Annotated in this window: 25 protein-coding genes; 2 read left to right on the top strand and 23 right to left on the bottom strand. The window is 55.0% G+C overall.

Translation table 11 applies throughout. From position 1 onward, the window contains the following. Window positions 1-13: 13 nt before the first annotated feature. The 6 genes from ETR37_RS07025 to ETR37_RS07000 all read right to left on the bottom strand — a co-directional run bounded on the left by ETR37_RS07025 (window position 14) and on the right by ETR37_RS07000 (window position 7,930). Complete coding sequence (locus ETR37_RS07025; protein ID WP_015375359.1) at window positions 14-1,009, bottom strand: thiamine pyrophosphate-dependent dehydrogenase E1 component subunit alpha; 996 nt, start codon at window positions 1,007-1,009, stop codon at window positions 14-16. 69 nt (window positions 1,010-1,078) lie between these two features. Further along, window positions 1,079-2,500: a dihydrolipoyl dehydrogenase gene (gene lpdA, locus ETR37_RS07020; RefSeq protein ID WP_015375360.1), complete on the bottom strand. Its 1,422-nt coding sequence runs from the start codon at window positions 2,498-2,500 to the stop codon at window positions 1,079-1,081. Between the two features lie 30 nt (window positions 2,501-2,530). Continuing rightward, window positions 2,531-3,643, bottom strand: coding sequence for a butyrate kinase (buk, locus tag ETR37_RS07015; protein WP_060787680.1), 1,113 nt, complete (start codon window positions 3,641-3,643; stop codon window positions 2,531-2,533). A 55-nt stretch (window positions 3,644-3,698) separates the two neighbouring features. Next, window positions 3,699-4,802, bottom strand: a complete 1,104-nt coding sequence (locus ETR37_RS07010; RefSeq protein WP_011231863.1) for a leucine dehydrogenase — start codon at window positions 4,800-4,802, stop codon at window positions 3,699-3,701. 24 nt (window positions 4,803-4,826) lie between these two features. Then, entirely contained in the window at window positions 4,827-5,726 is a 900-nt protein-coding gene (yqiS, locus tag ETR37_RS07005) for a phosphate butyryltransferase (protein ID WP_129447088.1), read from the bottom strand. 140 nt (window positions 5,727-5,866) lie between these two features. Continuing rightward, complete coding sequence (locus ETR37_RS07000) at window positions 5,867-7,930, bottom strand: sigma-54 interaction domain-containing protein (protein ID WP_129447066.1); 2,064 nt, start codon at window positions 7,928-7,930, stop codon at window positions 5,867-5,869. Window positions 7,931-8,069: 139 nt separating this feature from the next. Here ETR37_RS07000 and ETR37_RS06995 point away from each other — a divergent pair, with 139 nt between their 5' ends. Beyond that, window positions 8,070-8,318 (top strand): DUF2627 domain-containing protein, encoded by a 249-nt coding sequence (locus ETR37_RS06995; RefSeq protein ID WP_129447065.1) that lies wholly within the window; start codon window positions 8,070-8,072, stop codon window positions 8,316-8,318. Between the two features lie 75 nt (window positions 8,319-8,393). On the opposite strand, the gene ETR37_RS06990 is transcribed toward ETR37_RS06995, so the two are convergent. Continuing rightward, window positions 8,394-9,122, bottom strand: a complete 729-nt coding sequence (locus ETR37_RS06990) for a glycerophosphodiester phosphodiesterase (protein WP_011231867.1) — start codon at window positions 9,120-9,122, stop codon at window positions 8,394-8,396. A gap of 109 nt (window positions 9,123-9,231) precedes the next feature. Between ETR37_RS06990 and ETR37_RS06985 the strand changes: the two genes are divergently transcribed. Next, complete coding sequence (locus ETR37_RS06985) at window positions 9,232-9,384, top strand: YycC family protein (protein ID WP_011231868.1); 153 nt, start codon at window positions 9,232-9,234, stop codon at window positions 9,382-9,384. A gap of 151 nt (window positions 9,385-9,535) precedes the next feature. On the opposite strand, the gene spo0A is transcribed toward ETR37_RS06985, so the two are convergent. The 16 genes from spo0A to spoIIIAG form a co-directional block, all read right to left on the bottom strand. Continuing rightward, window positions 9,536-10,354: a sporulation transcription factor Spo0A gene (spo0A, locus tag ETR37_RS06980; protein ID WP_025038882.1), complete on the bottom strand. Its 819-nt coding sequence runs from the start codon at window positions 10,352-10,354 to the stop codon at window positions 9,536-9,538. A 385-nt stretch (window positions 10,355-10,739) separates the two neighbouring features. Then, window positions 10,740-12,035, bottom strand: a complete 1,296-nt coding sequence (gene spoIVB, locus ETR37_RS06975; RefSeq protein ID WP_129447064.1) for a SpoIVB peptidase — start codon at window positions 12,033-12,035, stop codon at window positions 10,740-10,742. A 273-nt stretch (window positions 12,036-12,308) separates the two neighbouring features. Next, window positions 12,309-14,030: a DNA repair protein RecN gene (recN, locus tag ETR37_RS06970; protein ID WP_063193014.1), complete on the bottom strand. Its 1,722-nt coding sequence runs from the start codon at window positions 14,028-14,030 to the stop codon at window positions 12,309-12,311. Between the two features lie 126 nt (window positions 14,031-14,156). Then, window positions 14,157-14,606, bottom strand: a complete 450-nt coding sequence (ahrC, locus tag ETR37_RS06965; RefSeq protein WP_011231872.1) for a transcriptional regulator AhrC/ArgR — start codon at window positions 14,604-14,606, stop codon at window positions 14,157-14,159. 49 nt (window positions 14,607-14,655) lie between these two features. Continuing rightward, window positions 14,656-15,504, bottom strand: a complete 849-nt coding sequence (locus ETR37_RS06960) for a TlyA family RNA methyltransferase (RefSeq protein WP_063193015.1) — start codon at window positions 15,502-15,504, stop codon at window positions 14,656-14,658. 3 nt (window positions 15,505-15,507) lie between these two features. Then, on the bottom strand, window positions 15,508-17,400 hold the full coding sequence (dxs, locus tag ETR37_RS06955; protein WP_033004878.1) for a 1-deoxy-D-xylulose-5-phosphate synthase: 1,893 nt from the start codon (window positions 17,398-17,400) through the stop codon (window positions 15,508-15,510). A gap of 247 nt (window positions 17,401-17,647) precedes the next feature. Then, window positions 17,648-18,541 (bottom strand): polyprenyl synthetase family protein, encoded by an 894-nt coding sequence (locus ETR37_RS06950; protein WP_012820586.1) that lies wholly within the window; start codon window positions 18,539-18,541, stop codon window positions 17,648-17,650. 3 nt (window positions 18,542-18,544) lie between these two features. After that, window positions 18,545-18,775, bottom strand: a complete 231-nt coding sequence (locus tag ETR37_RS06945) for an exodeoxyribonuclease VII small subunit (protein WP_012820585.1) — start codon at window positions 18,773-18,775, stop codon at window positions 18,545-18,547. Next, window positions 18,772-20,118: an exodeoxyribonuclease VII large subunit gene (xseA, locus tag ETR37_RS06940; protein ID WP_129447063.1), complete on the bottom strand. Its 1,347-nt coding sequence runs from the start codon at window positions 20,116-20,118 to the stop codon at window positions 18,772-18,774. The genes ETR37_RS06945 and xseA overlap by 4 nt, the downstream gene beginning before the upstream one ends. An 11-nt stretch (window positions 20,119-20,129) precedes the next feature. Then, window positions 20,130-20,984: a bifunctional methylenetetrahydrofolate dehydrogenase/methenyltetrahydrofolate cyclohydrolase FolD gene (gene folD / locus ETR37_RS06935; protein WP_060787683.1), complete on the bottom strand. Its 855-nt coding sequence runs from the start codon at window positions 20,982-20,984 to the stop codon at window positions 20,130-20,132. Between the two features lie 59 nt (window positions 20,985-21,043). Beyond that, a complete protein-coding gene (gene nusB, locus ETR37_RS06930) occupies window positions 21,044-21,436 on the bottom strand; it encodes a transcription antitermination factor NusB (protein WP_011231879.1) in 393 nt (130 codons plus the stop codon). A gap of 192 nt (window positions 21,437-21,628) precedes the next feature. Continuing rightward, on the bottom strand, window positions 21,629-22,030 hold the full coding sequence (locus ETR37_RS06925) for an Asp23/Gls24 family envelope stress response protein (protein ID WP_011231880.1): 402 nt from the start codon (window positions 22,028-22,030) through the stop codon (window positions 21,629-21,631). A 10-nt stretch (window positions 22,031-22,040) separates the two neighbouring features. After that, entirely contained in the window at window positions 22,041-23,396 is a 1,356-nt protein-coding gene (gene accC, locus ETR37_RS06920) for an acetyl-CoA carboxylase biotin carboxylase subunit (RefSeq protein WP_060787684.1), read from the bottom strand. 15 nt (window positions 23,397-23,411) lie between these two features. Beyond that, window positions 23,412-23,945: an acetyl-CoA carboxylase biotin carboxyl carrier protein gene (gene accB / locus ETR37_RS06915; RefSeq protein ID WP_011231882.1), complete on the bottom strand. Its 534-nt coding sequence runs from the start codon at window positions 23,943-23,945 to the stop codon at window positions 23,412-23,414. 144 nt (window positions 23,946-24,089) lie between these two features. Next, window positions 24,090-24,641, bottom strand: a complete 552-nt coding sequence (locus ETR37_RS06910) for a SpoIIIAH-like family protein (RefSeq protein ID WP_063193019.1) — start codon at window positions 24,639-24,641, stop codon at window positions 24,090-24,092. A gap of 23 nt (window positions 24,642-24,664) precedes the next feature. Beyond that, a complete protein-coding gene (spoIIIAG, locus tag ETR37_RS06905) occupies window positions 24,665-25,297 on the bottom strand; it encodes a stage III sporulation protein AG (RefSeq protein ID WP_011231884.1) in 633 nt (210 codons plus the stop codon).

Genomic DNA, 25,297 nt, shown 5'->3' with positions numbered 1-25,297 from the left:
CGTCGATTCCCCCTTACTCCTCGGCATACACGTAGCGAAGCGCATGCTCCGGCTCGGCGTACGGAGCCTTCTCCGCATAGTCGGTCGCTTCGTTCACTTCTTTCATGACGCGCGCTTGAATTTCTTCATCTTGTTCATCGGTCAAAACGCCGGTTTCTTTCAAATAGTTGGCAAACGACACGATCGGGTCTTTGGCGCGCGCTTCGGCGAGCTCTTCTTCCGTCCGGTAGACGCGGTGGTCGTCGTCCGACGAGTGCGACGTCAGCCGGTATGTCACCGCCTCGATGAGCGTCGGCCCTTCGCCGCGGCGGGCGCGGTCGGCCGCTTCTTTCACGACGCGGTACACTTCAAGCGGATCGGTGCCGTCGACCGTATAGCCCGGCATGCCATAGCCGATGGCGCGGTCCGACACCTTTTCGCACGCGAGTTGTTTCGAAATCGGTACGGAAATGGCGTATTTGTTGTTTTCGCACATAAAGATGACTGGGAGTTTATGAACGCCGGCAAAGTTTGCCCCTTCGTGGAAATCGCCTTGGTTCGACGACCCTTCGCCAAAGGTGACGAAGGCGACGAAATCTTTCTTTTCCATTTTCGCCGCCAGCGCAAAGCCGACCGCGTGCGGCACTTGCGTCGTCACAGGCGATGAACCGGTGACGATCCGATTTTTCTTTTGCCCGAAATGGCCAGGCATTTGCCGGCCACCCGAGTTCGGGTCTTCCGCCTTGGCAAACGCCGCCAACATCAATTCTCTCGGCGTCATGCCAAACGTCAGGACAACGCCCACATCGCGGTAATACGGCAAGACATAGTCTTTCGTCCGGTCGAGGGCAAACGCCGCGCCGACTTGCGCCGCCTCCTGCCCTTGGCATGAGATGACGAACGGAATTTTCCCCGCGCGGTTTAGCAGCCACATCCGTTCATCGAGCTTGCGGGCGAGAAGCATTGTTTCATACATTTCCAACACCGTGTCATCGCTTAATCCAAGCGCCTGATGACGGTTTTGCGCCATCGCAACAACCTCCCTTAGATTCACATAGTCAACCAATGATCACGCGCCGCGCGCATACGGCGAAATCGGTTAAAAATGAATCGCTTTGCCATCGACCGCCAGCGCCGCTTCCGCCATGGCCTCTGACAGCGTCGGATGCGGGTGGATCGCATGGGCGATTTCCCAAGGAGCCGCATCAAGCACGCGGGCGAGACCGGCTTCGGAAATCAAATCGGTTACGTGCGGCCCGACCATATGGACGCCAAGCAGATCGTCCGTGTTCCGGTCGGCGATGAGCTTCACAAACCCTTCCGCCTCACCGAACACAAGCGCCTTGCCAATGGCTTTAAACGGAAATTTGCCGACCTTGACATCATAGCCTTTCGCTTTCGCCTCTTGTTCGGTTAAGCCAACCGCCGCCGCTTCCGGACGGGTGTAAATGCAGCGGGGCACCATCGTGTAGTCAATCGGCGCCGGGTTATGCCCGGCTAAATGTTCAATGGCGACGATCCCTTCATGGGCGGCGACATGGGCGAGCTGCAGACCGCCGATCACATCGCCGATCGCGTAAATGTGCGCTTCTTTCGTTTGGCCGAACTCGTTCGTTTGAATATATCCCTTTTCAATGACGATGTCGGTGTTCTCAAGGCCAATCCCTTCAATGTTCGCCTGACGCCCGACGGAAACGAGCATCTTGTCAGCCGCAAACGTTTTCCGCTCGCCTTGATGCTCCGCTTGGATTGTGACGCCGTTTCCTTTTTCGAGCGTTTCCGCGAGCACCCGCGCTCCCGTGACGATGTTGACACCGCGGCGGCGAAGCAGTTTTTCCATTTCTTTTGACACGTCTTCATCTTCTGTCGGCAAAATGCGATCGGCATATTCGAGCACCGTCACGTCAACGCCGAAATCATTAAGCATGGACGCCCATTCCATGCCGATCACACCGCCGCCGACGATCAAGATGGACGAGGGGAGCGTCTCCATTTGCAGCGCCTCATCGGACGTCATCACGAATTCGCCGTCCGGCTCGAGCCCCGGCAGCGTGCGCGGGCGCGAACCGGTGGCGATGACGACGAATTTCGGGACGAGCATTTCGTTTTCGCTGCCGTCGTTCATTTCGACCGACACCGTCCCCGGCAGCGGGGAAAAGATCGACGGGCCGAGCAGGCGGCCGGTGCCGGCGTACACATCGATTTTCCCTTTTTTCATCAAATGCTGCACTCCTTTATGGAGCTGCTCAACAATCGCCGCTTTGCGCGCCTGCACTTTGGCAAAATCAAGGCGCACGCCGTCGGCGATGACGCCAAACGCCTCGCCATTTTTCGTTTGTGCGTACACTTCGGCACTGCGAAGCAGCGCTTTGGACGGAATGCAGCCAGCGTGCAGGCACGTGCCGCCGAGCTTCCCTTTTTCCACAACGGCCGTTTTCAACCCGAGCTGCGAGGCGCGAATGGCGGCCACATAGCCACCCGTTCCTCCGCCGAGAATGACGACATCGTATTCTTTTGCCATCTTGCCTTCTCCTTTCTGTCCATTGCCGCATCAGCGCCGGGCTGGAATCGGCGAAACGGCCTCGCCTGGATACACTTTTTCCTCTTCTTCGCCGCGCAGGACGCGAAGCGCGCCTTCCGCGAGCGCCTGCAGTTCGTTTTCGCCCGGATGGACGATGACATCGGCGATCCATTGCACGCGGCGAGTGATCTGTTCGACAAACGATTTGCCATACGCCAGTCCGCCGGTCAAAATGATGGCGTCAACTTTGCCGGAAAGCACGGCGCTTGCCGCACCGATTTCTTTCGCCACTTGGTACGCCATCGCCTCATACACGAGCTTGGCCTTTTCATCGCCGGCTTCGATCATGTTCTCGACTTTCACCGCATCATTCGTGCCAAGATAACCGACAAGGCCGCCGCCGCCGACGAGCATGTTCATGATCTCTTCGCGGTAATATTCACCAGAGAAGCATAAAGCAACCAAATCGCCCGCTGGCACCGTCCCGGCGCGCTCCGGGCTGAACGGGCCTTCGCCATCAAGCCCGTTGTTGACATCGACGACCCTTCCTTGCTTGTGGGCGCCGACCGTAATGCCGCCGCCCATATGGGCGACGATCAAGTTCAGTTCGTCATACCGTTTGCCGAGCTGCTTGGCGACGCGGCGCGCGACCGCTTTTTGGTTTAAGGCGTGGAAAATGCTGCGCCGCTCAATGAGCGGAAATCCGCTGATCCGGGCGATTGGATCAAGTTCATCGACGACGACCGGGTCGACGATAAACGCCGGGATGTTTAAGGCCGAGGCGATCTCATGCGCCAAAATACCGCCGAGGTTGGACGCGTGCTGTCCCGAATAACCGCGGCGCAAATCTTCAAGCATCGCCTCATTGACGCGGTACGTACCGCCTTCGATCGGACGAAGAAGCCCGCCGCGGCCGCAGACGGCGCTCAACTTCGATAAATTGATCCCTTCTTCATCCAGTGCTTGCAAAATCGTTTGCTTGCGAAACTCATACTGGTCCACGATCGTTTTATATTGCCGAAGCACGTCCGCCTCGTGGCGGATCGTTTTTTCGAGCAATGGCCGTTCGTTTTCAAAGACGCCGATCTTCGTTGAAGTCGAGCCTGGATTGATCGTTAAAATGCGAAACTTCTGCTCTTCCATCGTTGCTGTCCCTCCATCATCCGCCGGCGGGGCGGAAGGCCGCCCCGCGCCGCTATTAGCGGGCGCGGCGGCGGCTTAAAATATGATGGCCGTTTTGCAAAAATTGGCTGCGCGCTTTGCGCATCGTTTCAATTCGTTCTTCGGCCATCCGGTCAGCGGCCACATACGTTGGAATGTTGTCACGCTTGGCGATGGCAAACACTTTTTCGATGTTGTCATAAATTTGCTCGATTTTTTTCATCGCCCGTTCACGGTTGTAGCCGTACAGCTCATCGGCGACGTTGATGACGCCGCCGGCGTTGATCACATAATCTGGTGCATAGACGATGCCCATTTCATGGATCATGTCGCCATGGCGCGGCTCTTTCAGCTGGTTGTTCGCCGAGCCGGCGATCACTTTCGCTTTCAGCTGCGGAATCGTTTGGTCGTTGATGATGCCGCCGAGCGCGCATGGAGCAAAAATGTCGCACTCCACGCCGTAAATGTCGTTCGGGTCGACCGCTTTCGCCCCAAATTCCTCGACCGCGCGCGCCACCGCTTCCTTGTTGATGTCGGTAACGATGAGTTTCGCTCCTTCTTCGTGCAAATGGCGGCATAAATGGTAGGCGACATTGCCGACTCCTTGGACGGCGACAACTTTTCCTTCAAGCGAATCACTTCCAAATGCTTCCTTCGCTGCCGCTTTCATCCCACGATATACGCCGTAAGCCGTGGCCGGCGACGGGTTGCCGGATGAGCCGAATTCCGGCGAAATGCCGGTGACATAGTCCGTTTCCTGGTAGATGATGTCCATATCGGCAACGGTCGTGCCGACGTCTTCCGCCGTAATGTAGCGGCCGTTCAGCCCTTGAATGAACCGGCCGAAAGCGCGGAACATCGCCTCGTTTTTATCTTTGCGCGGATCGCCGATGATGACCGTCTTGCCCCCGCCTAAATTAAGGCCGGCGGCCGCGTTTTTGTATGTCATGCCGCGGGCGAGGCGCAAGGCGTCTTCAAGCGCCTCTTCTTCCGAATTGTACATCCACATGCGCGTCCCGCCGAGCGCCGGGCCGAGCGTCGTGTCATGAATGACAATGATCGCCTTCAATCCGGATTCTTTGTCTTGGCAAAATAACACTTGCTCATAATCATATTTTTCCATATATTGAAACAGTTCCAACACTGATGGCCTCCTTCATCTATTTCATTTTGCTGCCGAACAAATAGCAAGCGCCAACGAATACAGTTTGCTTTCCGCCGAGTCGGCGCGCGACGTCAAGACGATCGGCGCCTTCGCCCCAGCGATGACGGCGCCGACGCGTGCGTTCGCAAAATAGACGAGCGACTTATACAGCATGTTGCCGGATTCAATGTCCGGCACAAGCAAAATATCAGCCTGTCCAGCCACTTCGCTTTCAATCCGCTTATGCTTCGCCGCCGCCAGCGACACCGCGTTGTCCAACGCAAGCGGTCCGTCAAGCAGGCAATGTTCGATTTGCCCCCGCTTTTGCATCATCGCGAGCGCCGCTGCATCAAGTGTTGCCGGCATGGCCGGATTGACCGTCTCCACCGCCGCCAGCGCCGCGACTTTTGGGCGCTCGATGCCGATGGAACGCGCGATGCTGACGGCGTTGTTGACAATTTGCACCTTTTGCTCCAAATCCGGAGCGATGTTCATCGCCGCGTCGGTGACGATGACAAATCGGTCAAACTCCGGCACCTCAAAAACAGCGACATGGGACAACACCTTTCCCGTGCGCAGCCCGTATTCTTTGTTCAAAACGGCTTTCAGCAGCGTTGCTGTCGGCACATGCCCTTTCATCAACGCATCCGCCTCGTTCAAATGGACGGCGCGCACGGCAAGCTCTGCGGCTTGCCCGATCGAATTCGCATGAACGACATCGACGTCGGAAAAGCGGGCGCATCCTTTTTCCTTCAACAGTCGTCCGAGCCGCTCCCGATCGCCATAAAGCACAAAGCGTCCGAGACGGTGTTCGAGCGCCATCGCCACCGCTTCAATCACTTCTTCATCTTCCGCCGCCGCCACGGCCACCGTCCGGTCCTGGCATTGTCTTGCTTCTTGCACTAACGATTCAAGCTTCATCATCTGCACCAACCTTTTCTGCAAATCGTGCGGCACAGTCTTTTTATGCAAAAACTGTGCCAACCAAAAATGACTGAAAGCGCTTTAAAACACACTACCTTCGCAAACAGATATGTGCAATATTCTTCACTCCGCGCAAATTATTGCATGATATTTTTGTCAAGCCCGTATTTCTCCAGCTTGTAATATAAATTGCGCACCGAAATGCCAAGCGCCCGGGCCGCCGCTGTTTTATTGCCTCGATGGCGGCGAAGCGCCTGCTCAATCAAGCTCGCTTCGTATCGGCTCACCATTTCCTCAAGCGGCCGAATCTCCTCTTCCGTTTCCACTCGATGAGCCGGCACTGACGAAGGCGAAGCGAGCGGCGGCAAATGCGTCGCATCGATCATCACTTCATGAAATTTCATGAAAATCATCGCCCGCCCGAGCACATTTTCGAGCTCGCGGACATTTCCCGGCCAATCATAGGCAAGAAGCTTCGCCATCGCTTCATCCGTGACACCTTCGACGTTGCGCCCGTAATCTTGGTTCAGTTTCTGGATCAAACGCCGGCAAAGAGCTGGAATGTCTTCCTTGCGGGCGCGCAGCGGCGGAATATAAATCGGCATCCGATTGAGCCGATAGTATAAGTCTTCGCGAAAGGCGCCTTCGGCAATCGCTTTTTCAAGGTTGACGTTCGTGGCGGCGATGACGCGGACGTTGATCGGGATCGGCTTCGTCCCGCCGACGCGGACGATCTCCCGCTCCTGCAAGACGCGGAGCAGCTTCGCCTGCGTGCTGGCCGACAGTTCGCCGATTTCGTCAAGGAAAATGCTTCCGTTGTTTGCTTCTTCAAACAGCCCTCGCTTGCCTCCGCGCCGCGCGCCGGAAAACGCTCCTTCCTCATAGCCAAACAGTTCGCTTTCCAATAATGTTTCCGGAATGGCCGCGCAATTGACGCGGATAAACTTGTTATACTTTCGGTCGCTCGCGTTGTGAATGGCGTGGGCGAACAGCTCCTTGCCCGTCCCTGATTCCCCCCGCAGCAAAATCGTCGCCGGTGTTTTCGCCGCCAGCTTCGCCTGCTCGATCGCCACCTTCATCTCCTCTGACTCACCGACAATATCCGCAAACGAATATTTCGCCTCGAGCGTGCGGATGATTTGCCGCGCCCGATTGAGCTCAGTCGTCAGCCGCTGAATTTCTGACACATCATGAATGACGCCGACACTCCCTTTCAATACGCCATCAACAATAATCGGCGCGACATTGACGATGACATCCCGGTTTTTCGGGCCGACTTTCATGCGCGCTCCGCGCACCGGGCGGCGCGTTTTCAATACTTGCATGTGCATGCTTTCCCCTTCCGCGATGTCGGCCGTCGCCGGTTTGCCGATGACGTCTTCCTCTGTCAGGCCGGTAAGCCGTGTATACGCCGGGTTGATCAAAATGCCGTTCCCATTTTCATCGACGACGGAAATCGCCTCTTCCGACGAATAGATGATCGCTTCGAGCATCATGCGGACTTCTTTTAAGTCGGTGATTTCTTCCGCCAAAGCGACAAGCTCGGTGATGTCCTTGAATACCGCGAGCGCCCCAAACAGTTTGCCATTGTCATCGATGATCGGGATGCGGGTGGTGATCAATTTTTTTCCATTGGCCAGCTCCACTTCTTGATGAAACTCCGTCTGCCTCGTTTCGAGCACGCGCGGCAAGCCGCTTGACGGCAGAACGGTCAAAATATGCTTGCCGATCACTTTGTCTTTATCGACTTCAAGCAGCTCCGCCGCGCTTTGATTCATATCGGTAATGTAACCATATTCATCAACGACAATCATGCCATCGTGGGACGAATGAAAGATGAGCGCGCGCCGAGCCGCTTCGCTTTTCAATTTGGCGATGAGCGCTTCTTTTTCTTCAACGAGCTCGGCCATCATCTGCGCGACTGCACTTGGGACAATATTGGCTCCCTCTGGCGCCAATCGACGGATTTCCTCAAGGACATCCGCCCTGCCCGTCGTTTCAATGATCAAATCAAGCGGCTCGGCCATCCATGGACGCCAGTCGCTGGCGGCGGCAATCCCCCATCGGCGCGCCAGCTGCAACCCCGGAGCGTGTTCATCTACATCCACGACTGCCACGACTTCAAACCCTGATGCCCCATGGAGCAGCTTCAACAACGATGTCCCACGCGAGTCAGCGCCAATAAGCATCACTTTTTTCATGTCCGTCCACCACACTTTATAGTATGCCAATTTTTGCAGACACTTTTATCATACTTGATTTGCTCTTTCCTTGACAAACGCCCAATAACCGCTATGATAGTCGATAAGGCTACTCTTTTCGGAAAGGAACGCGATCGCGATGGGGCGAATGATTGCGCTGTTGATTTTAGTCATTCCCGGGCTTGGAGCGGCGCTTGGCATCAAATGGATGCGCGATGCGTTGTTTGGCATCAACGGGCCGCTGTTTTCTGCCTTACGGCTGCAATTTCTCGCCGGGCTCGCGCTGTTTGCCGCTGGGCTGGCGTTTCTCGGCGGTTTTTTGCTGCACCGCGACCGGAAACGCAACAAAGTGCAGGCGCGTTTTCAACGAAAACGAAAAACGCCTTGACCCGGAACGTTGATGCCTATTACACTGGGAAAACATCCATTTCAAGGCAAACAAAAAATGCCTTAACGTCTCTCGTTAAGGCGTTTTCTCTTTCCATTGCTTCGCTTGGCGCGGGTAGTCGGTGAAGACGGCGTCAACGCCATAAGCAAACATCGTTTTCATCACATTTCGCTTATTTACCGTAAACGGGCGAACCGCCACCCCGCGCCGCCGCGCTTCGGCGGCAAATTCCGCCGTCACCGTCCGATAGTGCGGATGCACCCCGTCGGCGTTCATGGCACGCACATACGTCCATGGGGCATACAGCGGCTCAATGTACAAGAGCGCCGTCTCGATTTCCGGTGCAAGCGTTCGGCAAAGGCGCATGCTATGATGATTGAACGATGACAAAATCGTCCGCTTCTCAAGCCCATAGCGGCGCACGAGGGAGATCGTTTTTTGCTCAAGCGTTTCGTAGGCGATGAGGCTATTTTTCAGCTCGATGTTGACCGCCATCCGTGTTGATGACAGCCAAGCAAGCACTTCCTCAAGATGCGGAATCGGACAATGGCCGTGTTTGCCGTCCCACATGGCCGCCGCGTTCAATCGGCGCAGTTCGCGGTACGTGATGTCTTTCACCCAGCCGCTGCCGTCCGTCGTCCGGTCGACCGTTTCGTCATGAATGACGACCACTTCGCCGTCTTTTGTGAGCTGCACATCCAATTCAATGCCGTCCGCTCCCGCTTTTTCCGCCTCGATAAACGCCGCCATCGTATTTTCCGGGTGCGTCCCCGCCGCCCCGCGGTGGGCAAAAATCAATGTCATTCTGCCTTCTTCCTTTCGCATTTATTCGCCGTTCAGCCAACGAGCTGGCCGAAACCGGCGGTCGTTCGTTATACTAAAAATAATACTATGAACAAACGAGGTGGAGATGATGCAGCCGTTGAAAATTTCGCTGGAAACAGCGCAAAAGCTGGCCAAAGCGCTCGGCGTGCCGATCGAGCAGATCATGCATATGCCGCCGCACATTTTGGTGAACAAGCTGCTGGAATTGGAGAAAAAAGAAAAAGAAAACGACCCATCTTAACCGTCTGGCCCTTGGCGGTAAAGCCGCCTCTGTGCACCACACCGGCGCAAGCCACGTTCCCCCTTTTTTCGTTCCAGCAAGCCGCCAAACGGCAAAAAAGACGCCCCCGATTGCGGAGCGTCTTGCCGCTTTGGCTATCATTCGTTTTCCGTTACGATGCTTTATGCTCAAGCCGGAGCTTATCGGCCACCATGGCGATGAATTCCGAGTTTGTCGGCTTTGCCTTCGAGACGCTCACCGTATAGCCGAACAGCGAGGAAATCGATTCGAGGTTGCCGCGGCTCCAAGCGACTTCGATCGCATGGCGAATGGCGCGCTCGACGCGGCTGGCCGTCGTGTTGTATTTTTTCGCGATGTCCGGATAGAGCACTTTCGTGATGGAGCCGAGCAGTTCGATGTCGTGGTACACCATCGCGATCGCTTCGCGCAAGTACAGATAGCCTTTAATATGCGCCGGGACGCCGATTTCATGGATGATGCTCGTAATGCTCGCATCCAAATTTTTCGGTTTGTTGTCGCGCGCCTGGTAGGCAGAGCCGGTTTTTCTGACCATCGGCGCCGTTTTGCCATGAATCTGCCGAATGTGATGGACCAAATTCTCCATGTCGAACGGTTTTAAAATGAAGTAGGAAGCGCCGAGTTCCACTGCCTTTTTCGTGACATCCTCCTGGCCGAACGCCGTCAGCATAATGACGCTCGGCTGATGCTCACAACCTGCGCGGACTTTCTCAAGCACAGCCAACCCATCCAAGTGCGGCATAATGATGTCCAGAAGCAAAATATCCGGCCGCTTTTCCTCGAGCATATGAAGGCAATCTTGGCCGTTATACGCCGTGCCAATCACTTCCATGTCCGGCTGACTCGAGATATATTCGTCAAGCAATGTCACCAATTCGCGGTTATCATCGGCAATGCACACCTTAATGCTCAAAACGATCGTCCTCCCCCACTTTTTCTTGCTATGTAACATTCCATTAACGTACATTCGACAACAGCGGCAAAAAATCCTTTTATTTTTCAAAAAATAAAAATTATAACAAAAAACGAGCTCATTAGACAATATTCGTTTTCACCAGCGATGCGTTTGTCGAAAAATCTTTACAAATTTCATTTTAACGGATGTTTCACCAAATATCTATGCCAAACCGGCAAAATTTTTGCCGCCTTTTTTGAAAAATTTTTAGTGGCAGCCTAACCAAATATGGCGGAATCAATCAAGCCGCTCACAGCATTTCGAAACATTGACCTTGGGATGATCAGGAAGAGATGAATGGTGACCAAATCATCACTCGTCATTTCACCAAATATACGCAAGAATCGAATGTTGGCTGCCGGGAAAAAGCGAGCCGACTTTGTCAGCTCGCTTTCTTTTGTTTGCCGTATAGATCGATGCCTGCCTCTTGCAACATCCACTCAATGTGGACGCCATAGCCGGATGTCGGATCGTTCACGAAAACGTGCGTCACTGCGCCGACAAGTTTTCCATCCTGAATGATCGGACTGCCGCTCATCCCTTGGACGATGCCCCCTGTTTTCTTTAACAAGCGCGGGTCCGTGACGCGAATCACGAGGCCTTTGGTCGCCGGAAATTTCTGCGGAATGGTGCTGACAATTTCCACGTCAAACTGCTCGACTTTGTCGTTTTCTACCACTGTCAATATTTTTGCCGGTCCTTCTTTCACTTGGTTCGCCAAGGCAACCGGGATCGGTTTTGTGAACGGACCGTTCGGCAGTGGCTTTGTAAGCTTGCCAAAAATGCCAAACGGGCTGTTGGTGGTGATCGTGCCGATCACTTCTTCGCCGTCGGAAAAGCGGGCTAATTTTTCACCTGGATTGCCGCTCGTCCCTTTTTCGATCGATGTGACGGTCGAGCGCATAATTTGCCCGTTTTGCACGACAATCGGCTTTTTCGTATCCATGTCAGAGATGACATGGCCAAGTGCGCCATATGTTTTTGATTTGGGGTCGTAAAATGTCATCGTCCCGATGCCGGCGGCCGAATCGCGAATGTACAGGCCGATGCGGTACACATCGTCATGCTTGTCTCTCAGCGGAACGAGCTTCACCGTCATGGAGTGCTGATCGCGCAGAATTTTTAGATGAAGCGGTTTTCCCGTTTTGCCGGCCTCCTCGATGAAAGGGGAAAGGTCGCTCATGTTTTCGATTTTTTGGCCGTTAATGCCGATAATGATGTCGCCGACTTGAATGCCGGCTGCCTCTCCCGGCGATTTTTTCCCGTTTTCGGTTTCGACAAGGTGGTAACCGACGACAAGAACGCCGACGGTATTGAGCTTGACGCCGATCGATTGTCCGCCGGGAATGACTTTGAGCGTCGGCAGCACGTTGACATCCACTTGCTTGATCGGCATTCCGGCAACCTGCAACATCATCGTTTCATGTCCGCGGCGTTTCGCCTTTACAGACAGAGAACCGTTTTTTCGCTCAATATTGAGCGTTTCGGGAGCGTTTCGGTCATTGACGGCCGCTTGCACGGGAAGGGAAGCGGCAGGAAATTCAACCGCATCGCCTTCAAACAGGACAAGCTGCTTCGGAATTTGCCAATATTCCTTCATCGGTTTGGAAAAGGCGATGGCCGTCAATATACCAAGGAGAAGCACTCCTGCGATTTTTCGCGCCGTTTCTTTATTCAATGTCGTCCACTCTCCTCGCTCCCGCCTACACCATGCAAAAACGGTTACAGTTTTAATTTTGCCTGAACCGGGGAAAATATAATCGCCCTGTCGATAAAAAAGCTGCCCGGAATTGGATGGACTTGCATCCGGACAGCCGCGCGGCTTTTTGCTTATCTTTATGAAACACCGTAGTTCTCTTAAGGAAAGCGAGCGCCAAGTGAGAACAGGCAGGCGGAATCGGCCCGCTTTGAGAGGGATGCGCCTCCCCTCGACGAACAGGGGAAACAGGAATCAATGTTTCATTTTCGCCGCCAGTTCCAACAGCTCTTTGGCATGCCGTTTCGTCAATTCCGTCATCTCGACGCCGGAAATCATCCGCCCGATTTCTTTCACTTTCTCCTCCTCATTGAGCTTCCTCACGACTGTTTTCGTCCGTTCCCCATCCGTCTCTTTGGCGATCAACAAGTGCGTGTCCGCCATCGCAGCGACTTGCGGCAGATGGGAAATGCAAAGCACTTGCGACTGGCTGGCGATGCGGTAAATTTTTTCCGCCATTGCCTGGGCGACGCGTCCGCTGACACCGGTGTCGACCTCATCAAAAACAATCGACGTCACTCCTTGATGTTTGGAAAAAATCGTTTTCAACGCCAGCATAATGCGCGACAGCTCGCCGCCGGAAGCGACTTTGACGAGCGGTTTTAACGGCTCGCCGACGTTCGTCGAAATGTAAAACTCGACGACATCGATGCCGTCTTCTTGGAACCTAACCGGCACGCCGTCGACCAAGGGGGCGTCAAGCGATCCTTCGCGCTTGGCAAATACGATGTCAAATTTCGTTTTGTCCATGTACAAGTCTTTCAGTTCTTGATGAATGCGCTCAATCAGGCGCTGGGCATATGTTTGCCGAACAGCGGTGACGTTTTTCGCCTCCGTAAGCAACTCGTCCGTCACCAGAGCGAGCTGCTGCTTAAGCTCATGCACATGCGTTTCGCGATTTTCGATTGTCTCGATTTCCTCGGCGATCGTCTCGGCATAGTGCAAAATATCGGCGATCGTCGCCCCGTATTTTCGTTTGAGCTGCCCGATTTCCGCGAGACGGCTTTCAATGGCATCGAGCCGCTCTGGGTCGTACTCCATCTCCTCAATTTGATCGCGCAGCTTGTACATGACTTCCTCGAGCAAATAGTAGCAGTTCGACGTCGTTTCATGCGCATCTTTGAGCGCTGCATCCATGCCTGCGACGTCATCGAGATGGCGCATCGCCTCCCCGATCGAATCAAGTCCGCGTCCCTCTCCGGAGAGGGCCTCATAACTTTTCTGCAGCGCGGTATAAATTTTTTGAAAATTGACGATGCGAACTTTTTCCTCCATCAGCCGCTCGTCCTCGCCCGGCTCGAGCGCCGCCTGTTCGATTTCGCGCAACTGAAACGTCAACAAATCAAGCCGGTGCGCCATTTGCTGTTCATTTTCGCTCAGCTTTTTCAATTTTTTTCCGAGCTCCTCATACCGCTCGTAGACGGCGCGGTAGCGAGCAAGCGCCTCTGCTGCCTCTAGGCCGCCGAACTCGTCTAAAAGCGGCAGATGGCGGGACGGATCCATCAGTTCTTGATGTTCATGCTGGCCGTGAATATCCACAAGCGTCGCCCCGATGTCGCGCAGCACCGCCGTCGTGACGAGCTTGCCGTTAATGCGGCAGACGCTTTTGCCGTTGGCGAAAATATCGCGGCGCAACACGATCATGCCGTCGCTGGCGTCGATGCCAACGTCTGCGCATTTTTGCCAGCATGGATGGCGGTCATCATCAAGCAAAAACAGCCCTTCGATTTCCGCCTTTTCCGCCCCAAAGCGGACAAATTCAGCGGAGCCGCGTCCGCCGATCAACAAATGAATCGCGTCGATGATGATCGATTTGCCGGCTCCCGTTTCGCCGGTTAACACCGTCAGCCCTTTGTCGAACGACAACGAGAGCGACTCGATAATGGCGAAATTTTTAATCGACAGCTCGGCGAGCATTTCACCACTCCTTGCCTGTCCGATTCATTCCACTTTTGATTATAGCACATATGTTCGAATTTGCAAACGAGGACCGCCCTGTCGTTCCGTCCTTGAACGCAGAACGGGAGCTGGGTCGGTCCTCGCCTAGAGCATGGACAACAGCTGGTCGGACACTTTTTCCGCATCTTTCGGCGTCCGGCAAATGATCAGGCACGTATCGTCGCCGCAAATCGTACCGACGATTTCGTTCCAATCCAAATTGTCGAGCAAGACGCCGACGGCATGGGCGTTGCCCGGCAACGTCCGCAACACAAGCAAGTTGCCCGTTCCGTCAAGCTTCACAAACACATCAACAAGCGCCCGCTTCAGCTTTTGCAGCGGATTGAAGCGCTGGTCGGACGGAAGGCTGTACTTGTAGCGTCCGTTGGCCATCGGCACTTTGACGAGCTGCATTTCTTTAATGTCGCGCGAGACAGTCGCTTGGGTGACGTTAAAGCCAGCTTCTCTCAGCCGGTCGACAAGCTCGTCTTGCGTTTCAATGTCATGGTTCATAATGATTTCGCGAATTTTAATATGCCTTTGCCCTTTGTTCACACTGCGCCACCTCTTTGCTTGCAAAATGCCACGCTGTTGTTTCCCGCCTCTATTCGCCATGCCCCTCTGTCCTGTCGCCACGTAGATGGGCGTGCGCCTCACGTACGATATGTGCGATCGGCATCGACAGACGGTTTTCCCCTTTGCGATTTTCTCCCGAATAAACGGCGTGAAGCAAAAACTCAATGTTGCCATCGCCGCCGGTAATCGGTGAATACGTTAAATGAAGAACATCGAACCCTTCCGCACAGGCGAATTGAATGATCGATTCGAGCACTTCCTCGTGAATGTTCGGGTCGCGAACAATCCCCTTTTTGCCGACCTTTTCCCTGCCGGCTTCAAACTGCGGCTTGACGAGCGCAATCACATCGCCGCCCGGCACCATGACCGTCTTGACGACCGGCAAAATGAGCCGCAGCGAAATAAACGAGACATCGATGACAGCTACTTCCGGCAGCCCTTTCGTAAACTGATCCGGCGTCACGTAGCGGAAGTTCGTCCGCTCCATCACAACGACGCGCTCGTCTTGACGCAGCTTCCAAGCAAGCTGGTTGTAGCCGACATCGACGGCATACGTCAGCTTCGCCCCATGCTGCAAGGCGCAGTCGGTGAAACCGCCGGTCGACGCGCCGATGTCAAGAACAATTTTATTTTCCACGCGAATATGAAACTCGCGCAACGCTTTTTCCAGTTTCAACCCACCGCGGCTGACGTACGGAAGCGGGTTGCCTTTCACCTCAAGCGGAATGTCAACCGGCACTTTTTCCCCGGGCTTATCGAGTCGAACGTCGTTTGAATAGACAAGCCCGGCCATGATCGCCCGCTTCGCCTTTTCTCGCGTTTCCGCCAGCCCTCGTTCGACAAGCAGCACATCGAGCCGTTCTTTTTTTCCTTTCATGTCTCAAGCCCTTTTCTGTTTTCTTGGCACCATCGTTTTGATGCGGTCGATGATATGGGTCGACGTCAGCCCGATTTCATTGAGCAGCTCGCTGACGCTTCCATGTTCGATAAAGCGGTCCGGGATGCCCATCCGTTCGATGACCGCTCCGTGATAACCATGATCATGAGCAAACTCCAACACAGCACTGCCAAAGCCGCCTTGCAGCACCGCCTCTTCGACCGTTAAGATCGGCAGGCGGCTCTCAAGCAGTTCGTGAAGCATCGCCACGTCCATCGGCTTCAAAAAGCGAGCGTTGACGACTTTCACCGATATGCCGTCTTTCGCCAGCTCGTCGGCCGCCTTAAGCGCCATCGAAATCGTCGTGCCAAACGTCAAAATCGCCGCATCGCAGCCGTCGCGCAACACTTCCCACGTGCCGATTGGGATTTCTTTCAGCTCCTCATCAAGCGGTACGCCAAGCCCGTTGCCGCGCGGGAAACGCATGGCGATTGGCCCGTCGTCGTAGCGGATGGCGGTGTACACCATGTGCTGTCCTTCGTTTTCGTCTTTTGGCATCATCAACACCAAGTTCGGCACATGGCGCAAAAAGGCGATGTCAAACACCCCTTGGTGCGTTTCGCCGTCCGCCCCGACCAACCCAGCACGGTCAATGGCGAAAAAGACATTTAAGTTTTGCCGGCATACATCATGGACGACTTGGTCATAGGCGCGCTGCAAAAATGTCGAATAAATGGCCAAAAACGGTTTCATCCCTTGCGTCGCCAATCCAGCCGCAAGCGTTGTCGCATGCTGCTCGGCGATGCCAACATCAAACATCCGATCGGGGAACTCGCTTGCGAACCCTTCCAGCTTCGAGCCGACCGGCATCGCCGGCGTAATCGCGACGATGCGCGGGTCGGTGCGGGCGAGCCGGCGCACGGTTTCGCTGACAAGCGCGCTCCATGACGGACCTGCCTCTTTCGTTTTGACAAAAGCGCCGGTTTCGATTTTGTACGGCCCTGTGCCGTGCCATGTGCCGACTTTGTCGTTTTCCGCCGGACTGTACCCTTTTCCCTTCTTCGTGATGACATGGACAAGCACGGGGCCTTTCATCTTCTTCGCATAGCGCAAGTTCTCAAGCAAATCCTCAAAATCGTGGCCGTCGACCGGGCCTAAATACGTAAACCCGAGCTCTTCGAAAAACACGCCGGAGACAAGCAAATATTTCAAGCTGTCTTTCAGCCGCTCGGCCGTCGCCGCCAACTTGCCGCCGACCGCTGGGATGCGCTTGAGCAGCAGCTCCAGTTCATCTTTCACCCACTGGTATTTGCCTGCGGTGCGCAACCGACCGAGGATGTTGTGCAACGCGCCGACGTTCGGGGCGATCGACATTTCATTGTCGTTTAAGATGACAATCATATCCGTTTTCTCATGCCCGATATGGTTGAGCGCCTCAAGCGCCATGCCGCCGGTGAGCGCCCCGTCGCCGATGATCGGCACGATGTATTCATCCGTCCCTTTCAAATCACGGGCGATCGCCATTCCCATCGCCGCCGACAGCGACGTCGAGCTATGGCCCGTTTCCCACACGTCATGCTCGCTTTCGCTCCGTTTCGGGAACCCGGACAGCCCTTTGTATTGGCGGAGCGTGTCGAACGCGGCGGCGCGTCCGGTCAAAATTTTATGCACGTATGACTGGTGTCCGACATCCCAAATGAGCTTGTCTTTTGGGCTGTCGAATTCGCGGTGGAGGGCGATCGTCAGCTCGACGACCCCTAAGTTCGGGCCGATATGTCCGCCTGTTTTCGACAACTTCTCAATTAAAAACCGCCGAATCTCGGCGCTTAACCGTTTCAGCTCAGGAATGGACATGTTTTTGACAACGCGCGGATGGTCAATTTTTGTCAAGTCCAACAAAGATCACTCGCTTTCATTCTGTCGTTCTCCGAGCCGTTTCTCCTCGTACAGGTAGTATTATTATACATGATCCGGCGCGAAAAATCGACTTTTCCCGCCAACGCAGCCCGTCACCACTAGGACGCGTTTTGTGGTGTATCTATAGAACTTGCGGCGGCCGCCCGGCGGAAAACAACCAAAAAAACAAGGCCGCCTCCGCCCCGCAGGAAAGCGAACAACGGGAACAAGAGGCGGCCGCCCCGCATCAGTGGTCGCGGACCGCGACAAGCTCGCAAATGTAGGCCAGCACCGCGTCATCGATTTTGGCTTGCTGCAAATGGCGCTTCGCGGCGTCAATGTGAAACGCCAGTTTCTCTTTAGCACCGCCTAGCGAAAGAAGCACCGGATATGTCGCCTTCTTGTTGTCGCGGTCGCTGCCGACTCGCTTGCCGATTTTTTCTTCCATTCCTTCAATGTCCAAAATATCGTCGCGAATTTGAAAGGCGAGGCCTAAATGTGCGGCGAACTCGTTGAGTTCGCGCGTCTGCCGACCATCGGCGCCGCCAAGCAGGGCGCCGGCGTGCACGCTGTATTGCAGCATTTTCCCCGTCTTATGGCGGTGGATGTATTCCAGTTCCGCAAGCGCCAGCGTTTTTCCTTCCGCCTCCATATCAGCCGCCTGTCCAGCGACCATGCCTTCCGGGCCGGCCGCCTTCGCGAGCTGCTCGATGAGCTGCAGACGGACGGGAGGCGGCACGCGATCATCATCGATTTCGGCCATCAATTGAAAGGCATACGTCAACAAAGCGTCCCCGGCCAAAATGGCCATCGCCTCGCCGAACACTTTATGGTTCGTCGGTTTGCCGCGCCGCAAATCATCGTTGTCCATGCTTGGCAAATCATCATGAATGAGCGAGTACGTATGGATCATTTCAATGGCGCAAGCGACTGGCAGACCGATCGCCGGGTCTTTGCCAAGCGCTTGGATGGTCGCCAGCAACAAAAGCGGGCGGATTCGTTTGCCGCCGGCCTCAAGCGAGTAGGCCATCGCCTTTTTCAGCGTCTCCGGCCCACGAAGCCGCGCCATATAGGAGGAAAGCGCCGCCTCGACGGCCCGTTTTTGTTCGTTGAGAAACTGTTCAACCGAAAGCTGCGCCACCCGTCACTCCTCCTCCGGCGAAAAAGGGACAAGCTCGCCGTCTTCACGCAGCATGTACTCCAACTGTTTCTCCACATGCTGCAATTTATCATGGCAAAGCTTGGACAGTTTCATGCCTTCTTGAAAAAAGGCGATCGCCTCCTCAAGCGGCACGTTCCCTTCCTCGAGCTTTTCGACGATTTCCTCCAGTTTTTTCATCGCTTCTTCAAACGTCATCTCTTTTTCTTCGCTCATACGTGTTTTTCCTCCACTCCCGTCACTTGACAATCGACTCGTCCGTCTTGAACTTGAATGGAAAGATGCTCGCCGATTCGAAGCTGGTTCGTTCGTTTCACGAGCTCGCCCTGCTCATTGTACACCAAGCTGTAGCCGCGCTCCATGATGCGAAGCGGACTGAGCGCCTCAAGCCGGGCGAGGTTGGAGCGAAAGCGGAACCGATGGCGCTCCACCGCGGTGCGCATCGCTTTTTCCAGCGCATTGGCGGCCGCCTTTTGCCGTTCTTTCATCCGCTCAAGCTCTGCAGCTGGATGGTGCCGCCATAGTCTCATGTCAAGCTCATGCAACCGCTGACGATGTTTGTCGACGAGCCGTTCGCGTTGGCGGCTAAGCCGCTCAAGCAACGCATCAAGCTGCTGTTCTTTTTGTTCATAGAGCCGCTTGGGATAGCGGAATGCGTAGGATCCTTGCAGCCGGCGAAGCTGCTCTTTATCAGCGGCAAGCTGCTCTTTCATGGCGCGGATGAGCCGCCATTTCCGCTCGGCGAGCCGCTCAGCGAGCTCCCCAACATGCGGCGCCGCCATCTCAGCTGCTGCCGTCGGCGTCGGCGCCCGCAAATCGGCGACAAAGTCGGCGATCGTAAAATCTGTTTCATGGCCGACAGCGGAAATAATCGGTATTTTTGAGGCGAAGATGGCGCGAGCGACGATTTCTTCATTGAACGCCCACAATTCTTCGATCGAGCCGCCGCCGCGGCCGACAATCAGCACATCAACCCCGCCGAACGCATTCGCCCGCTCGATGGCGCGCACGATGGAGGGCGCCGCCCCGTCCCCTTGAACGAGCGCTGGAAACAAAATGACTTTAGCGAGCGGATAGCGGCGGCGAATCGTCGTCATAATATCGCGCACCGCCGCTCCAGTCGGCGATGTAACGACGCCGATGCAGCGAGGGAAGGCTGGAAGCGGCTTTTTATGGACCGGCGAAAACAACCCTTCCGCCTCGAGCCGCTGCTTCAGCTGTTCGTAGGCTAGATAGAGGCTTCCGACACCTTCCGGCTGCATTTCTTTGACATAAAGCTGATAGTTGCCGTTCGGTTCATAGACGGAAATTTCCCCGCGCGCGAGCACGTTCATCCCATCTTCAGGGCGGAACGGCAAATGCTGGTTGTAGCCGGCGAACATGACGGCGGCAATGCGTCCTTGGCTGTCTTTCAACGTAAAATACATATGGCCGCGCGAATGCTGCTTAAAATTCGAAATCTCGCCCTTCACCCATAGATCGCGCAAATGCGGGTCGACATCGAACTTGCGTTTGATGTACTTCGTCAACGCCCCGACCGTCACATATTTCACTTCCACTGATCCTGCCCTCACTTTGCGGCCAGCTGCCGTGCCGCTTCAATCGTGTTGTGCAAGAGCATTGTAATCGTCATCGGCCCGACTCCACCCGGCACCGGCGTCATATAGCCAGCCACTTCTTTCACAGCGTCAAAATCGACATCGCCGCACAATTTGCCGTTCTCAAGCCGGTTGACGCCGACGTCGATGACGACCGCCCCGGGCTTGATGTGTTCCGGGCCGATGAGGCGCGCCTTGCCGACAGCGACGATCAAAATGTCCGCCTGCCGAGTGATGGCGGCCAAATCCGGCGTTTTCGAGTGAGTGTAGGTGACGGTGGCATGTTCGCGCAAAAACAGCTGGCCAACCGGTTTGCCGACGATGTTGCTTCGGCCGACGACGACGACGTGCTTGCCGGCGATGTCAATGCCGGCCGATTGCACCATCACTAAAATGCCATGCGGAGTGCAAGGGAGAAACGCCCGTTGGCCGATCATCATTTTTCCGACATTGATCGGGTGAAACCCATCGACATCTTTTTCCGGTGCGATCGTTTCAATGACCGACCATTCGCAAATGTGATCCGGCAGCGGCAGCTGCACTAAAATGCCGTGCACCGCCGGATCGACGTTTAACTCGCGGATTTTCGCAAGCAGCGTCTCTTCGTCGATCGCCGCCGGAAACGTGTAAAGGAACGAGCGAATGCCGACCTCGGCGCACGCTTTTTGTTTTCCTTTTACATACGAATGCGATGCCGGATCGTCGCCGACTAGAATGACGGCCAGCCCCGGCTCAACGCCGTCCGCTTTCAACTGTGCGGCTTCATCCGCCAATGCGGTGCGAATCGTCCTCGCCATCTCCGTTCCGCTAATGATTTGTGCTGTCATCGTGTTTCGTTCCCCTCTCCTCGTTCATCGTTCGATATCTGCCCGCGATGCAGCCGGTTTTATTTTTGCAGCGCCGCCTTCACTTTCGAAAGCACGCCGTTGACAAAACTTCCGGATTTCCAATCGCCGAATTTTTTCGCCAGCTCGACCGCCTCATCGAGGCTGACGCTTACCGGCACATCATCGGCGTATTTCATCTCGTACGTCGCCATGCGCAAAATGGCGCGGTCAACGTTGGCGACGCGTTCAAGCGTCCATTTTTCCAAATTGGCGCGCAACAGCTCGTCAATCTCCTCCTGGTGCTCGACGACGCCAAAGACGAGCTGGCGCAAAAACGGGTCGATGTCGCCGCCGCCCGTGACATTGTGGAGCGCCTCGTCTGGTGGAATGCGTCCGACATCGATTTGAAACAGCGCCTGCAACGCCTTTTCCCGTGCTTCATGCCGCTTCATGGCGGTCCCCCTTTCCAAAAAAACGAACATTCACAATGAAATCATATCATATTTTTCGGAAAAAGCCAGCCTTTTCCCACAAATCATTCGCGCTGCCGTTGGTTGCGCCATAACGGCCTCGTTCATTACAATAACAAACTTTGGCCAAAAAAACAAAAAGGCAGCCGCCGAAAAAGCAACTGCCTTGCGAGATCACTGTTCGACCACGCCTTGTTCCTGCTTGCCGCCCTCAAACTGGATGCCGACGATATGAACGTTCACTTCGCTCGCCTCGAGGCCGGTCATGTTCCAAAGCGCCTGGCGCACATTTTCCTGCACCTTTTTCGCCACGTTCGGAATCGATGCGCCAAACTGGACGAGGCAATAAAGATCGATGACGACGCCGTCGTCGCGCAAATCAACCTTGACGCCTTTGCCATGGTGTTTCTTTCCAAACCGCTCGGCGACGCCGGCGGCAAAATTGCCGCGCATTTGCGCGATGCCGTCGACTTCTGACGCCGCGATGCCAGCGATCACCTCAATCACTTCCGGTGCAATTTCCACCTTGCCGAGCGCCGGGTACACTTGCTCTGTTTCAAAGACATGCTCAGACATAAGGCACCTCCTATTCCGCCTTCATAATATCATATAACTCCAAAAACTTCGTATTAAACTCACCGCTTTGAAAATTCTCATGCTCCATTAATTTTATGTGGAACGGAATCGTTGTATGAATGCCTTCGATGATAAACTCCGAAAGCGCCCGTCTCATGCGGGCGATCGCTTCCGCACGCGTCGGCGCATGAACGATCAATTTGGCGATCATCGAATCATAATACGGCGGGATCGTATAGCCTGGATAGACGGCGGAATCGACGCGCACGCCCGGGCCGCCCGGCGGCAGGTACATGGCGATTTTCCCCGGCGACGGCATAAAGTTTTTCGCTGGATTTTCGGCGTTGATCCGGCACTCGATCGCCCAGCCGTTAAACGTGACGTCCTCTTGGGTGATCGACAGCTTTTCACCGGCGGCGATGCGGATTTGCTCCTTGACCAAATCGATGCCGGTGATCAGTTCGGTGACCGGATGCTCGACTTGAATGCGCGTATTCATCTCCATGAAGTAAAATTGCTTGTTCCGGTGGTCATAAATAAATTCAACCGTGCCGGCGCCGGTGTAGTTGACCGCTTTTGCCGCCTTGACGGCTGCCTCGCCCATCTTCCGGCGCATCTCGTCGTCAATGGCCGGCGACGGCGCTTCCTCGACCAGTTTTTGCAGCCGGCGCTGGATCGAGCAGTCGCGCTCACCGAGATGAATCGTATTGCCGTACGAATCAGCGAGCACTTGAATTTCGACATGGCGGAAATCTTCGATATATTTTTCAATATAGACGCCTGGGTTGCCAAACGCCGTCGCCGCTTCCTGCTGGGTGATGTTGATGCCTTTGACGAGCTCGCCTTCGTCGCGGGCGACGCGGATTCCTTTCCCGCCGCCGCCGGCCGTCGCTTTAATGATGACCGGATAGCCGATCTCTTCGGCAATCGCCCGCGCCTCATCAAGGCTTTCGATAACCCCGCGCGACCCAGGCACGATCGGCACCCCCGCCTCGCGCATCGTCTCGCGAGCGATGTCTTTCATGCCCATTTTTGCAATCGCTTCCGGACTTGGGCCGATAAATGTCACGTTGCATTCACGGCACAGCTCCGCGAACGCTTCATTTTCCGCCAAAAACCCGTAACCGGGGTGGATGGCGTCACAGCCAGTCAGCGTGGCGACGCTCATAATGTTTGTGAAATTTAAATAGCTGTCTTTCGAAGCGGTCGGCCCGATGCAGTACGCCTCATCAGCCAGCTGCACGTGCAAGGCGTCGCGGTCGGCTTGCGAAAAGACAGCGACCGTCTCAATCCCAAGCTCGCGGCAGGCGCGGATGATGCGGACGGCGATTTCCCCGCGGTTCGCCACCAACACTTTTTTGATCATCGTCCGTTCTCTCCCTTATTCAGGCTTGACTAAAAACAACGGCTGGCCATATTCGACGAGCTGGCCGTTTTGCACCAACACCTCGACAATTTCGCCATCGACTTCCGCTTCAATTTCATTAAACAGCTTCATCGCCTCGATGATGCAAACGACCGTATCTTTTTTCACTTTGTCGCCCGGCTTCACATACGGCGGCTTGTCCGGCGCCGGCGCTGCGTAGAACGTGCCGACCATCGGCGAAGTAATTTGATGCAAGTTGCCTTCCACAGCCGGCTTTTCTTCTTTGACTACCGGCGTTTCCGCTTTCGGTGCCGGCGCTTCTGAGGCCGCTGCTTGAACGGGAGCAGCTGCCGAAGCCGGTTCGACCGCGGCCGGAGCGGCAGGCGCCGGCGGCGCGACCGCCGTCTGTGCGGCCGCAGCCGACGCAACGGCGACAGCAGCCGTTCCTTTTTTCATATGTACTTTTGTTTCGCCTTGTTCGTATACGAATTCGTCAATTGAGGACTGGTCGACCAAGCGGATCAATTCACGGATTTCTTGAATTTTCATCGATCTCACACCTTTCTCCAAGTATCGTGCAGCCCGTTCCTTTCTGGCGGTGCCTAAACGTGTCCATAACGATTATACACACAACAGTAGGACAAACAAAAGACTTTTCCGCAAAAAAAGAAGCTGCCCTAAAGAGCAGCGCGTTCATCCAGCCGGCTGAAACTCAACCGTCACGTATTCAGCATCGGGTATTTCTTTTTTCACCATATGAATGACTTCATTCGCCGATTTCGCTGAGCTTTGTTTCGCTTTGATCGTCACGCGCACTTGGTTGTCATCGGCGCGCACGAGCACGTCTTCATAACCGCCTTTTGATTTGATGAGCGTCTCCAACGTGGCTTCTTTTTCGGACAATGCTTGCAATTTTTCAATTTTGTCGAGCGCTTCATTTTTTTCTTCCGCTGTCGCGTTCGCTGAAGCGACAATGGCGTTCAGCTCATCGCGCAGCCGGCTCCGTTCATCCTCAATTTTCATGCGCAGCGCTGTAAACAAGTCGTCGCCCGTTTCGCCAGACGCGGACGGCTTTTTCGCCTCTTCGACAGCGACGCTCGGCTGATCGGTTGTTTTTTCCGTTTTCTTATTGGCGGTAAATGCCGGACTGTCGTTCATATTTTTTGGCGCTGTCACGTAATAGACCGACAGCACAACGACCAAGCTCAACATCGTCAACAGCCATACGGTTTGTTTTTTCAACATGCCGATCTCCTCCCCTTACCCGGTCATTTTTTCGGCAAGACAGCGACGCGGTAGCTCGGAACGTTTAACACGCGCGTCACCGCCTCGACGATCCATTTTTTGATTTGCAAATTATCCGCCCCTTTGGCGACAACGAGAACGCCGCGGATGTCCGGCTTTTTCGTGGCGACGACAAGCGGCGTTTCTTCTTCGCCGTTATGAATAATGATGACTTCTTCATTGGTCGACTCGTTTTCGATCGTCCGCTTCCCGCCTTCCTTGTCGCTCTCTTCCGTTGTCTGCTGCTGAGTCGAACGCTTTTTCTCATACAGTTTCAACTCCGTGGAATCGAGATTGACGACGACCGTGACATCATCCACCCCTTCGATCGCCTCAAGAGCGGCTTTCAGTTCTTTTTCGTACCGCTCCTCATAGGCGGCGATCACTTTCTCTTTCGTCTCCTTGCTTGCCAGGAATGCCGGCTCGGCTGGAGCGGACGGCTGCCCGGCGGAAGGCTTCGCTTCGGCTTCCTCTCCACTGTTTGCCCAATGGCTTGCCGCCATCAAGGCGACACCAGCCAACAGCAGGACGACGACGTACGAAAACGGCCATTTTTTCTGTGCTCCTTCCCCGTCTTTCGGCGCTGAAGAAAAGAGCCGTTTGATGAGCGGCAACAT

The organism is Geobacillus sp. PK12, from assembly GCF_004123125.1.
Classification (GTDB): Bacteria; Bacillota; Bacilli; order Bacillales; family Anoxybacillaceae; genus Geobacillus; species Geobacillus zalihae.
This window is presented reverse-complemented; position numbering and strand designations above follow the sequence as displayed.